The organism is Pseudomonas kilonensis, assembly GCF_001269885.1.
Lineage (GTDB): Bacteria > Pseudomonadota > Gammaproteobacteria > Pseudomonadales > Pseudomonadaceae > Aquipseudomonas > Aquipseudomonas kilonensis.
This window is the reverse complement of the sequence record NZ_LHVH01000009.1, coordinates 1-13,304: the sequence shown is the minus strand read 5'-3', so window position 1 is coordinate 13,304 and position 13,304 is coordinate 1. Positions and strand designations below refer to the sequence as shown.

General features: G+C 60.8%; 6 protein-coding genes, 2 rRNA genes and 1 pseudogene. 1 reads left to right on the top strand and 8 read right to left on the bottom strand.

What is annotated here, in order from left to right; all coding sequences use genetic code 11:
* Positions 1 to 427 precede the first annotated feature (427 nt).
* Positions 428 to 564: pseudogene (locus tag AD662_RS28060) on the top strand (LysR family transcriptional regulator); the annotation flags it as partial.
* Here the strand turns inward: AD662_RS28060 and yfiB are convergent.
* The 8 genes from yfiB to AD662_RS03565 all read right to left on the bottom strand — a co-directional run.
* Complete coding sequence (gene yfiB / locus AD662_RS03600; RefSeq protein WP_053185508.1) at positions 561 to 1,064, bottom strand: outer membrane lipoprotein YfiB; 504 nt, start codon at positions 1,062 to 1,064, stop codon at positions 561 to 563. The pseudogene AD662_RS28060 and the gene yfiB sit on opposite strands and share 4 nt — an antisense overlap.
* Before the next feature lie 3 nt (positions 1,065 to 1,067).
* Positions 1,068 to 2,336 (bottom strand): diguanylate cyclase DgcN/YfiN, encoded by a 1,269-nt coding sequence (dgcN, locus tag AD662_RS03595; RefSeq protein WP_053178029.1) that lies wholly within the window; start codon positions 2,334 to 2,336, stop codon positions 1,068 to 1,070.
* Positions 2,333 to 2,905 (bottom strand): regulatory sequestration protein YfiR, encoded by a 573-nt coding sequence (gene yfiR / locus AD662_RS03590; RefSeq protein ID WP_053185505.1) that lies wholly within the window; start codon positions 2,903 to 2,905, stop codon positions 2,333 to 2,335. Before yfiR ends, dgcN begins: the two co-directional genes overlap by 4 nt.
* A gap of 139 nt (positions 2,906 to 3,044) precedes the next feature.
* Positions 3,045 to 5,141: an exodeoxyribonuclease V subunit alpha gene (recD, locus tag AD662_RS03585; RefSeq protein WP_053178027.1), complete on the bottom strand. Its 2,097-nt coding sequence runs from the start codon at positions 5,139 to 5,141 to the stop codon at positions 3,045 to 3,047.
* Complete coding sequence (recB, locus tag AD662_RS03580; RefSeq protein ID WP_053178026.1) at positions 5,138 to 8,827, bottom strand: exodeoxyribonuclease V subunit beta; 3,690 nt, start codon at positions 8,825 to 8,827, stop codon at positions 5,138 to 5,140. Before recB ends, recD begins: the two co-directional genes overlap by 4 nt.
* Positions 8,824 to 12,276 (bottom strand): exodeoxyribonuclease V subunit gamma, encoded by a 3,453-nt coding sequence (gene recC / locus AD662_RS03575; protein ID WP_053185502.1) that lies wholly within the window; start codon positions 12,274 to 12,276, stop codon positions 8,824 to 8,826. The genes recB and recC overlap by 4 nt, the downstream gene beginning before the upstream one ends.
* Before the next feature lie 158 nt (positions 12,277 to 12,434).
* Positions 12,435 to 12,550 (bottom strand): 5S ribosomal RNA (gene rrf, locus AD662_RS03570).
* 155 nt (positions 12,551 to 12,705) lie between these two features.
* A 23S ribosomal RNA gene (locus AD662_RS03565) occupies positions 12,706 to 13,304 on the bottom strand; the annotation flags it as partial.

The window sequence follows — 13,304 nt, the reverse complement described above, 5'->3', positions numbered from 1 at the left end:
AGGAAACTCCGCACAGGCTGGTTCGAGGTTAAGCGCCGTTCCCAGGCTGCAAAAAGACAGGTGCCGCTAGCTAAGTGCTCTGCCAAGGTCTGTATGCCTGAGGCACGGTAGCCACTGGCATTTCTCCTGTGCGGTGCCCTAGGGAGGGTGTCAGTCAGGGGCGGGGATACGCTAGCACAGGGCACCTCACGCCAAGAGTTATAGCATAACGGTTCGCTTTAACCCCCCCAACAGCCACTAGGGCCTGTCGCCCTCAAACGCAGGTAGTAGATACCGTTGCGCCTGTAGTGATATGGCATAGCGAGCCTTGCGGCAGGCCTCTGAGATGCGAGGAGACTTGTGACAATGGTTGTGACAGCAGGTCGCGTTAAAGTGAGGTTCATATCGGTTAAGCCCCGTATTCATTGGGTTAACCTGTATCCCTTAAAAGTTCTGGATGTACTGCCGGAGGACTTGAGGAAGCTGAAGCGGATTACGTTGTTGTGGGATTACATTCGCGAAGTGACTGAACAGAACCAGCCACTGCTGATGGGCGACAGCCGGGAGATGGTGTTCGCCGACTAGTCGGCGATGACCACGATGGCGACACGGCGGTTTTCGGTGCGACCGCTGACGGTGTCGTTAGAGGCAACCGGTTTGCTGCTGCCCAGGCCGCGCAGTTGGACGTTCTCTTCGCGCATGCCAACGCTTGTCAGCACCTTGCTCACGCTGGCGGCGCGCCGCTTCGACAGTTGTTCGTTGTAGGCCTGTGAGCCCGATGCGTCGGTATGGCCATCGACACGTACCCGCTCGATGCCCGCTCCCAGCAACGCCTTGCCGATGCGCTCGACGATTTCGGTACTGGCCGGATTGAGGTTTTCCACATCGCTGCCAAACAGCACCTTGCCCGACAAACCGAAGGCCCAGCCATCGTCAGTCAGCTCGAAACCTTGTTGCTTGAGTACGGCAATTTGCGCCGGGGTCAGGCCTTTCGGCAGTGCTGTCTGGCAACCGCTCAGGACCACGACGGCAAGCAGGAAAAGTGCCGCGAACCAGCGCAGGGAAAGTTGAAGGGATGAACGCACGAGTCAGCTCCTGGTTTGAAGATCAGCGACGGAATGATCCGACCCCGCCGTATGTTGACCGCCTCGGGCGAGGCGTTTGGCTTGATACATGGCCGCATCGGCGGCGTGGAGCAGGGTGCTCGGTGTGGCACCATGATCCGGGTAGAGGGCAATGCCGATACTGAGGGAGGTCAACACGCAGGCGTTACCGGGCAATTGAATCGGCATTTCCATGCTGGCGATGATCTTTTCAGCGATCCGCTCAGCGTCCTCGGCCTTGTGCAAGGGCGCCAGCAGCACGGCGAATTCGTCGCCCCCCAAGCGCGCGACCAAGTCGTCCTCGCGCAACTGTGCCCGGACCCGAGTCGCCACGGCCGTCAGCACCGCGTCGCCGGCGGCGTGGCCGAAATTGTCATTGATGCCCTTGAACCGATCACTGTCCAGGTACAGCACGGCCACTTGCTCATTGTGCTTGTTGGCATTGCGCAAGGCGCGAATCAGCCGGCCTTCGAACAGCGCCCGGTTCGGCAAGCCGGTCAAGCTGTCGTGACTGGCCTGGTGGGCCAGGGTTTCGTTTTCGCTTTGCAGGTGAGTCTGCCAGGATTCCAGTTCATCAAGCAGTGCGTTGAAGTCATTGGCCAGGTTATCCAGTTCGGCGATGGCTGCTGGTGGCACGCGTCGGTCCAGGGCTCGTTCACTACGGGCCGCGTGGGCCACCTCGGCCAGGCTGCGCAGCGGCCCGGTGATCGCCCGCAACTGGCGCCGCGCCAGGTAAAGCGCCACCCAGGCACTCACCGCCGTGCATAGGATGATCCCCGCCAGACCGCTGAGCAAAAAGCGCAACAGGCTGCCGCCATGCCCCGCCAACACGATGCGACCGATGTTCTGCCCTTGATGAACGATCGGCAGGCTGATGGGCTTTTCCAGGAATGCCTTGGCAATGTGCACTTCCAGTTCTGACAACAGGCCGGTTTGCGGTCGTTGCCAGCGCGCCAACAGACGGCCATTTTCATTGAACACCTCGGCATCGGCGACTTCCTCGGTAGAGGCGATCAAGGCCAGTGCTTCGGTGGCCGCGGCCGAATCATCGAAAACCACGGCGGCTTCTACGGTGTAGTTGATCGAACGGGCGATCAAGTGCAGGTTGTGGTCGGCGTAGACCCGCAACGCCAGCAGCCCGAGCAAGGTCAGGGACACACTGGCCATGGAAATGGCCACTAATGCGACGATCAGATGACCGCGACCGATGACCGAGCCCAGGGTGGGACGGCCCCGTGGTTTGCTCTGCTTCATGGCGTTGCGGACCTGCGGCGGGAAAGCTGCAGCACACTCGGATGGATGCGCACGCCACTGCGTGCCACGGAATCGAGGTTGACCTCGAAAGACACTTGTTCATCACCGACCCGCAGGCAGAACAGGCTACCCACGGTGCACTGGTCGCCGCCTTCACTGATGCTCAACACTGGCTTGCCGATCAAGGACGCAAACAGACGGGCGTGCTCATCGTTGGTCAGCCTGCCGACATAGACCGCGTTGCACTCAGTGGCGATATCGGGATGATCGGCCAGCAACCGCTGCACAGTCACCGGCCGCCCCGTGGCCTGGGTGGTGCCCTTGACCAGATCATCGGTGTATTGGGTCGGCCCGACGATGCACAGTTGCAGTTGGGTGGGCTCCACAGGCCAACGGGCGTAGCTGAGGATTCCCAGCACAACCTGGGTCACCGCTTCGGCCCGCTGCTCGGCCTGGGTCGTCGCCTGCTCTTCGGCTACCACGACAGGCAACAGCAGACACAAAAGGCCGGCAAGCAGAAAATGCCCCCAGCCTTTGCCGCGCACTGCCTCCCGTACAGGCACTTTCATGGAAAGTCTCTTGATCCAAGCGATAAGTGCCGGAACGATAGCACAGTGCCAAAAAGCCAGCGAGACAGCGTGTTACGTAGGCTTGGGAGCGAAACAGCCCAAGCTGGCACAAGGGCATGATTCCTTGAAAGCTGATGATTCAGTCAGCCTGCTCCAACGCCAGCATTAAACCGCTCAAGCGCTTGACCTTGCGCCGGACCGCCTCCTCGAACACCCCCGCCCGCGGTTCGATCAGGCTGAACCATTGCTTGCCCCGGGTAATGGCGGTGTACACCAACTCCTTGGTCAATACCGGGTTCAGCGCATCCGGGAGGATCAACGCGGTGTGGGTGAATTCCGAGCCCTGGGATTTATGCACCGTCATGGCATACACGGTTTCCACATCATTCAGGCGGCTGGGCAGGACGAAACGCACACCGCCCTGGCCGTCGTTGCGCGGGAAAGCGACCCGCAGGACCTGTTTGCCGGCATCGGGGCCGTCACGCTCGGGCAACTTGAGGGCGATACCGATATCGCCGTTCATCAGCCCCAGCCCATAGTCGTTGCGGGTCATCAGCACCGGGCGCCCTTCGTACCACTGGTGATCGCTATCGATAAGACGGGCCTTGAGCAAGGCGGCGGTGATTCGCAGGTTCAGTCCTTCGACCCCCCACGGACCTTTGCGCACCGCGCAAAGCAATTGGAATTCGTCGAAGGCCGCCAGGACTTCCCGGGCCCAATCGGCCCAGCAACGGTCTTCCAGCGGGCGAGAAATGGCCGGGCGTCGCTGCCGTAGCAGGCTCAGGTAATGCCGATAACCCTGGGGCCCTTCTGGCTTGCCGTCGAGTAACAGCTTTTCCAGTTTCGTGTCGTGTTCACTCGCCAGTTTCAGGGAAGACAGATCGGCATGCTGCCCTTGCTCCAGCAACTGACGGGCTTTTTCAGGCTGCTGCTGGTTGACCCAGCGAGCCAGCTGACCGATCCCGCTGCCTTCGCCGAAGCGCCTGGAATGCCTGAGCATGACCACTTGCTGTGCCAGGGGATGAGTGCCGTCGAGGTCCTGTCGCAGGTCACTGGCCGCCAGGTTTTCACCACTGACCGACTCAAGCCAGGCTCGGGTCCGGGGGCTGTACCAGCCCTCCTCGGCGTCTCGACACAAATCCCCCAGCACCGCACCGGCTTCTACAGAGGCCAATTGGTCCTTGTCCCCCAGCAACACCAACCGTGCATGGGCCGGCAGTGCATCCAGCAGATTGGCCATCATCTCCAGGTCGATCATCGACGCTTCATCGACCACCAGCACATCCAGAGGCAAGCGATTGCCTGCATGGTGGCGAAAATGCCGGGTGCCGGGGCGGCTGCCCAGCAAACGATGGACTGTCGTGACGTCGCAGGGAATCCGTTCGCGCACCGCGTCGTCCACATCCAGGGTCCGGACCTGCTGGCTGATGGATTCGGTCAGGCGCGCCGCCGCCTTGCCGGTTGGCGCAGCCAGGCGAATCCGCAGCGGCTTCCCGGCCTCGACGGCCGGTGCCTGCAGAAGGGCCAGCAGGCGCACAACGGTCGTGGTCTTGCCGGTGCCCGGGCCGCCGGTCACGATACTGAAGGCCCCGCGGGTCGCCAGCGCGCAGGCCAGTTTCTGCCAATCGATCGGGACGCTGGCATTGGCCGGCCCAAACAACCCGTCCAAACGCTCGCGCAGGTCACCGGGCGCCGCTTCATGCTCGATAAGCCGTTGACGCAACGCTTCATCGATCCGCCGTTCATAACCCCAGTAGCGACGCAGATAAAGACGTTTGCCGGACAGCACCAACGGGCGTTGCTGCGCCTCTTCGCTCCCATCCACGGCCAGGGCCACCAGACGACTGGACGCCAGGGCCTTGCACCAATGGACGCCGTCCAGTGTCGCCAATATTTGCGATGGCAACAGCATGACGCCCGTCTGCAGGTCACCCTCGGGAGGCAGCGACAGCGCAAAATCCGGTTCCTTGAGGGTCTCGAACACATCCAGGCAAACATGGCCGTGGCCCAGTTGATGGCTGGTCAATGCAGCAGCGAGCAGAACCAAAGGATCATCATCGGGCGCCAGTTCATGGAGGAACGCCACGAATGCCTTGTCCAGGGCACGCAACCAGCCGCGCTCGACCCAGCGCGTCAGTAACAACAGCAGGTCCTGCGCACGGCTCAAGGGTGCCAACTCCACCAGGCTTTCGTCGTCGGACGATTTGGGCAGCAGGTCGGCAAAAGAACGACTCATAGCAACTCTCCCTGTACCCACGCCGGTTCAGCCTTGGGTTCGGGCGCCCCCTGGAACAGGCGATCCAGTTGTTCGATCAATGCCCGTGGCGGCTTGGTGAAATACACCCCCTGGCTGGCTGAGCGGGTTCCGCGAAGGAACAGGTACAACGCGCCGCCGACATGCCGGTCGTAGTCGTAATCGGGGAGCCGTGCCTTGAGCTGGCGATGCAGGGCCAACAGGTACAGCACGTATTGCAGGTCGTAGCGATGGTCCAGGATCGACTGTTCCATGGCCGGTACGGTGTAGGCCATGTCATCGACACCCAGCCAGTTGGATTTGTAATCGGCCACGTAGTACCGACCGTCGTGCTCGAACGTCAGATCGATGAAGCCCTTGAACATGCCGTTGAGCAGCACCGGCTCCGCCGCAACGCGGGCCACACCGCCATGGGTGAACCGGCAAACCAGCTGGTCGAGCTTTTGCACATCGACCTTGTGGCTGGCGAACCAGAACTCCATCTCGACCTGGAATCGGCTCAAGTGTTCGAGCACCACTGGCGCCTGGTCGTTGCCGACGTGCATGGGCATCTTGATCAGGTGCTGCAGCCAATCGCTCAGCGTGGCGATCCAGCCTTTCCAGCCTCGGCGACTGCAGCGTCGGGCAATGGCATCCTCGATATCCGTTGGCGCCGATGAAAAGCCCTCCCCAGCGGCCCACTCCAGCAGGCCATGCAGGAAAGTGCCGGGGTTGGGGCCACGGGGAAAGCGGTGGATGTCGCCACCGACAGCGACGGTCTCCCTGGGCGCGTCCGGGTCCAGTCGTTCATCGTCGAACAGTTTCTGGGCCTGGGGACTCTCTGGCGCGGTATCGCTGCCTTCGCTCAGGCTTTCGCTGATGCGCAAGGCACTGTAGGACGCGATCCACCAGTTCTCGCTGGCTTTTCGCAAGGGCACCAAGGGTTCAAGCAACACGGCTTCGTTGCGCGGGGGCCGGTAGTGCTCGTCGGTGGCCTCAGGCATTGGCTGGTAGCTCACCGCGTCACTGCCTTGCTGCAGGTCTTCCAGCCAACGCCTCAACTCCACCGATTCGGCCAGCGGCGCACCACCACCCAACAAGTACCCCAGCGCGGACACATGGAGGATCGAGCGGTTGTTGCTGCCCCGCTTGAGATCCGCGACACCTAGCCAGCAGGCATGTTGCGCGCGGGTCAGGGCCACGTAGAGAAGCCGCAGATCCTCGGCCAGACGCTCGTCATCGGCCTTGGCGATCAATTCGGCAGTGGGCTTGAGGCTGATCTGCGCCTTGTTGGCCTCGTCGTGGTAGTGCAATGGCAATCGACTGCCGTCCACCGGTTTCGTCGAACAGATGAAGGGCAAGAAGACCAACGGATATTCAAGCCCCTTGGACTTGTGGATCGTGACCACCTTGACCAGTTGCTCATCGCTTTCCAGGCGCAGGATCTGCTCTTCTCCCGCTTGCCCGGACAAGGCCAGGTGCTCGGACAAATGCCGGATCAAGGCTTGTTCGCCATCCAGTTCACCGGCTGCCTGCTGCAACAGTTCGCAAAGGTGCAACAAGTTGGTCAGCACCCGCTCGCCGTCGCTGCGCGCCATCAAGGCCTGGGGCAGTTCGAAATCATGCAGCAGACGCCGCAACATCGGCAGCACGCCCTGGCTGCGCCAGACCGTACGATAACCGCGGAATTGCATGACCCGCGCTTCCCAGGCCAGCTCATCCTGATTGAGGCGCTCCAGTTCCGTCAGCGACAGGTTCAACGTGATGCTGGCCAGGGCCGCCCGTAGCGGCCGTTCGGCATCCGGCTCGGCACAGGCCCTGAGCCAGATCAGCAAATCCCGCGCTTCCTGCGAGGCAAAGACCGAATCCTTGTCGGACAGATAGACACTGCGCACGCCCCGCGCGGACAACGCGTCTCGCACCGCCTGCGCTTCTTTACCATCGCGCACCAGGATGGCGATATCTGCCGGGCGCACGCCCCGCAGCACTTTTCCATCGACGGTGAAGCCGTCGCGTCCCGACTGGCCGCCGTTGAGCAACGCCGTGATCTCACTGGCGCAGGTGGCCGCCATGGATTGTCGATACACCGCACCGGAAAGTGGCTGGTCCGACGACAGGTGCCAGATGTTCAGCGCCGCGACCGCCTGCCCAGCGACCTGCAAGGACTCCTTGCGCCCCTGGGACTCGACGGACAGGAACGGCACCGGGTTCTCGCCCGAAGGCTCACGGAACAGAAAAGCCCCACGCCCCTTCGGGCGGGACTCGGCATTCTGGAAAACATGGTTTACCGCGCCGACCATGGCATGACTGGAACGGAAATTCGTGCCCAGCGTGTGCAGCCTGCCAGCAGTGGCTTCGCGAGCACGCAGATAGGTATAGATGTCGGCGCCGCGAAAAGCGTAGATCGCCTGCTTCGGATCGCCGATCAGGAAAAGTCCGGTCCCGGGGTCGTTGTCTTCGATACGGTAGATGCTTTCGAAGATCCGGTATTGAACCGGGTCGGTGTCCTGGAACTCATCGATCAGCGCCACCGGAAACTGTTCGCGGATCAGGCTCGCCAGACGCTCGCCTCCGTCGGCCTGCAGGGCTGCATCGAGACGCAGCAGCATGTCATCGAAGCCCATCTCGGCGCGGCGACGTTTCTCTGCCTCGAAGCGCGCCCCGACCCATTGCGCAGCATGCTGCAACACGGCGGCATCTGGCGTGGGCAACGCATCCAGGCTGGCCTTGAGACTGGCCATGGCGTCCAGCCCGGGATGGTTGGGCACTTCACCTTTCCAGGCTTCGGCCATGCCCTCGGGCGTCAACCGCGTGAATCCGGTGCCGATGTCCAACAGCTCAAGGCTTTCGTCATCAACCCAGGCAGTGATTTTCTGAAACCATGGCTCGAAGTAACGCGCCTGCATCTTGCGCCCGTCGACAGCCTTGCTGGCAACGCCTTGCTGGCAGATCTCCAGCAGTTCCACCGCCCATTGCCGCCACGGCGCCTTGAGATCGAGCAAGGCGGCACTGCGCTCCTGCAAGGCTGCCGCGATGAGTTCGGCAGGCTCAAGCCCGTCACCGTCGCCACGCTCGCTGGAAAACAAACCTCGCACCCGCGGCAACAGCGCAGCAGGCCCTCCCCAATGGGCACGCACCCAGTTCAGCGCCTCGCCTTGCATCGAATAGCAGAACAACCGCCAATAATCGCGCAGCACCTCGCCCAGCAATTCGCTGTGGTCGGTTTCCAGGGTCTGGGTGAACAGGCTACCGCTGTCGAAGGCATGCTCACGCAACATGCGCTGGCACCAGCTATGGATGGTCGAGACGGCTGCTTCGTCCATCCACTGCGCGGCGATGTCCAGCCGGTTCGCGCAACCAGGCCATTGCTCAGCACTGAATTCATCGCGCAACGCGGCGATCAGCGAATCCGGGGCTGGAATCTCGTCGCGAAAGAAACGTGCGGCTTCGGCCAGACGAGTGCGAATTCGTTCACGCAACTCCTTGGTGGCAGCGTCCGTGAAGGTCACCACCAGGATTTGCGGTGGAAGTAACTCGCGGCCGAAGCCGGACGCCGAACCGCCATGCCCCAGCACCAGACGCAGGTACAACGCCGAGATGGTGAAGGTCTTGCCGGTACCGGCGCTGGCCTCGATCAGTTGACTGCCCCGCAGCGGGAAAGCCAGGGCCAATGGTGCCTGCTGACTCATGAACGGGCCTCCTCGCTGACCAATGAACGCCATGGGGCTTCGAGCAATGGTCGGTAGAGTGCATCGCACCAATCGGGGAATGTTTCGTCAGCCATCAAGGCATCGAAATCAGCAAACTGTCGAGCCAACGCCGGGCTTTCCCGCCGTTCGCCTTCAAACGTCTGTCCATCGCCCTCATAGGCTTTGCGAGCCGCCGCTTCGGCCTTGACCGGATCAGTCTGGCCGAGCCAGGCGAAAGCCGTCTTCACCGCGATCGGTAGCGGCTGGCGCATACCGGTCTGCCAGGCCAGCAACATGTCGCCCAGTAGCCTTTGTGCGACAGTCTCTTCAAAAGGTGCCAGCAGCAAGCTGTCATCACTGGCCACCAAGGCCGTCGTCAACGACAAGCCATTAGCGCAGGCCACGAGATGGTTGACCCAAGGCCGTATCAGGCGATGCCACTTACGGGTCTTGATGGAGCCGATGCTGTTGGGTATGGCCGTGATGGCGAGGACCGCACCGTCGGAACGCTGGTGCAAACCACTGAGCCAGCCCTCGACATTCACTCCCTGCAATTGCAGGCTGACTGGCACAGCGCTGACCGACGGTGTCGGCCATAACGCCAGAAGCTGTTGGTACCGCTGGAGCAGATCCGGCAGGGGTTCGATCAATTCGCGCTGCATGCACTCACCAAAACCGGCCATGGGTAACAGGCCACTGTTCTGCAGTCTTTTGGCGTGGGCGGTGAGAGCAAGATCAGGCTGGTCCAGGCGTACCAGGGCGGCCTCGAGCAAGCTGTCACTCAGGCTGTAGCGTTGCAGCGCATCGAGCACAAAAGGTTCGTCATCGGCCAGAGGCGCTTCGATGGCCTCGAAGAACACTTTCAGCCGCTGGCTGAAGAAATGGCGGACAGGATTGCGCAGGAAGTCCTGCAACTGACCGAGGCCCAAGGGTTCTTCCTGAACGTAAGGCTCCAGCACCTGGGTTGTGTCGGCGTCATCGGAGATGTCGTGGAGCATTCGCCATTCGCTGGCGTAACTGAACAGCGCATCGCCTTGATGGAAATAACGCGCACTGAACGGTTGCAGCGGGTGCTCCTGGGTCAGGGCATCGAGAAGATTCTCGCTGTCATCTGCCAACCGCCAACCATTGGCGAGATGATCGCGCAGTTGGCCGATCAACACCGATGCCGGGCGCTCGCTGTTGTCGCGAATACTGCGCCCCACCCAACTGATGTACAGCTTTTCCCGGGCAGAAAGCAGCGCTTCCAACAGCAGGTAACGATCGTCCTCACGGCGGGAACGATCGCCCGGACGATAATCGCCGCCCATCAGATCGAAATCCAAGGGTGGCTGGGCTCGCGGGTAATCACCATCATTCATCCCCAGCAGGCACACCAGCTTGAAGGGGATCGCGCGCATTGGCATCAAGGTACAGAAGTTGACTGCGCCGGCCAGGAAACGCTGGGACAGTCGCCCCTGATCCAGCCCGGCCAACCACGCTTCACGCACCACCGTCAGCGGCAATTCATCGTGCAGCCCCACCGACTCACAGGTTTCCAGCCAGGTTTCACGCAAGTCTTCGAGTTGGGCCAGCAAATAGTCGTCATGCTCGTTGCTTGCCTGGAAAAACAGCTGCATCAGATCTTGCAGGCGGGAACCCCATTGCTGCGGCGATGCCGGCCGGGTGAGTTCCTGATGGGCGACTTCCAGGGCATCCAGCAATGCAACCAAGGGACCGATCAACGCCGCATCCAGGCCACCGATCTCGTCATAGGGCTCAATGCCCTCATAAGCGTTCGAACTGCCGACGGCATACCCCAGCAACATGCGACGCAAGCCGAAATGCCAGCTGTTCTGCTCAAGCTCGGCAGGCAGGCCCAAGCCGGCACGGTGTTCGGCGCTCATCCCCCAGCGAATGCCGGCGCCTTCGATCCAGCGGTGCAGTGTCGGCAGGTCGGCCTCATCGATGCCAAACCGTTCGCGCAACGCGGGAACATCCAACAGATCGAGGATTTCGCTGACCGGGAAACGACTGTCCGGCAGCTTGAGCAAATGCTCGACGGCGATCAGCAATGGATCACGTCCACGCTGGCCCTGGTCGGTCAGCGTGAAGGGAATGAAACGCGGGTCGTTCCTGTCGAGCTGGCCGAACACTGCACGAATGTGCGGTGCATAACTGTCGATGTCCGGGACCATGACGATGATATCCCGTGGGCGCAGGGTCGGATCCGCACTGAAGTGGGCCAGCAATTGGTCGTGGAGAATTTCGACTTCACGCTGGGCGCCATGGGCCACATGAAAACGGATCGAGCCGTCTCGCTCCGGATCGACGACAGGCCAGTGCTCCCGGGTTTCATTCAGGGGGCGCAGCTCCAGGATGTCATCCTGCAACTGGCTGAGAAGGGTCGTGGGGGTCCCATCGGTGAACAGGTCGATTCGCCCATCGCGAAATACCGAGCGATAGCTGTTGGGATCATCGTAGCTGTCGAGCAGGTTGATATAGTCGCGCCCTTGCTTGCCCCAGGCGGCCAATAACGGATGGGCATGTTGATGCAGGGTTTGCGGATCGAGGACGACGGGCATGCCAGCCTTGCGTGCCTGGCGTTTGTATTGGTGACGCAACAAATCCTTGTCGGCGACGATGTCTGCCCAATGATGGCGACACGGGTTATGCACGCAGAGCAGAACCTGGCTGAACCGGGAAAGGCCGGCGAGCGCCTCCAGGACCTGGGCAGGCAAGGAAGAAATACCAAACACGATGACCCGTGCGGGCAGGCCTTTCGGAGCGGCTTCCAGGCTGTTGATACGTTCGATGTAGCGCTGATGAACGCCGGCACGGCTTTGCGCCATGCCTTGTTCCCCGACATCCAGTAGCAAGGCTCGCCACAGTTCCGCTTGCCAGCAATTTGCCGGCGCGAGCGGCTTTATTTCGCCTCGGACATTTCTGGTCTGGTGTCGACCTTCGGCCCAATCCTCAAGCCAGTCGGCCCGGTAGACCTGGTACTGGTCGAACAGATCGGCAAGACGCTCGGACAGTTGATAGCGCTTGCGCAAGTCGGTGTCGTGGGTAAGGAATCGTCGCAGAGGTTCGAAATGAGGCTGCTCGATCAACTGCGGCAGCAGACGCATCAGGCGCCAGGTCAGCGGAGCTTTATCCAGCAGGGACTTGGCCGGAATTTCGTCACGTCCCAGGACTGTTCGATAAAGCTGCCACATGAAACTGCCCGGCAGCTGTACATCAATGGCTGCCGCAATACCGCAACCGCCGGAATCATCGTCTTCCGGGTCTTCAGCCAGCGCGAGCTTGAGCCATTGGGCAATGCCGTTGCTCTGTACCAGGGCGATTTCATTTTCAAGGGGGGCCAGCGGGTAGCGCCGCATCAAGCTGATCACCAGGCTGCGCAATTCATCAAGGCGATTCCCGTGAACCACCATGAAAGCAGGGCTGAGGGACGTTGCGTCCGGCATGAAAGGCATCCTTGAAAATGCAAAAGCTAGGGGGCAGAACCTTAGCACTGTCGGGGGGTTGTGACAGCCGGGAGCTGTCCGCACTTGTCGTAAGAACTTTCCTGAGGACAAAAACAAAACCCCTACCTGCATCAGCAGATAGGGGTTTCGGAATTTAATCTTGACGATGACCTACTCTCACATGGGGAAACCCCACACTACCATCGGCGATGCATCGTTTCACTGCTGAGTTCGGGATGGGATCAGGTGGTTCCAATGCTCTATGGTCGTCAAGAAATTCGGGTACTGAATCGTGGCCAGTTGGCCTCGCTTCAGCAAATTGGGTATGTGATAGCGTCGGTGTTTTGTGAGATTCGAACTTTCGGTTCGTTTCGTCTTCACACACCGCAATCTGGTCTCTTTCGAGTTCACAAATTGCTTGGGTGTTATATGGTCAAGCCTCACGGGCAATTAGTACAGGTTAGCTCAACGCCTCACAGCGCTTACACACCCTGCCTATCAACGTCGTAGTCTTCGACGGCCCTTCAGGGGACTCAAGGTCCCAGTGAGATCTCATCTTGAGGCAAGTTTCCCGCTTAGATGCTTTCAGCGGTTATCTTTCCCGAACATAGCTACCCGGCAATGCCACTGGCGTGACAACCGGAACACCAGAGGTTCGTCCACTCCGGTCCTCTCGTACTAGGAGCAGCCCCTCTCAAATCTCAAACGTCCACGGCAGATAGGGACCGAACTGTCTCACGACGTTCTAAACCCAGCTCGCGTACCACTTTAAATGGCGAACAGCCATACCCTTGGGACCGGCTTCAGCCCCAGGATGTGATGAGCCGACATCGAGGTGCCAAACACCGCCGTCGATATGAACTCTTGGGCGGTATCAGCCTGTTATCCCCGGAGTACCTTTTATCCGTTGAGCGATGGCCCTTCCATACAGAACCACCGGATCACTAAGACCTACTTTCGTACCTGCTCGACGTGTCTGTCTCGCAGTCAAGCGCGCTTTTGCCTTTATACTCTACGACCGATTTCCG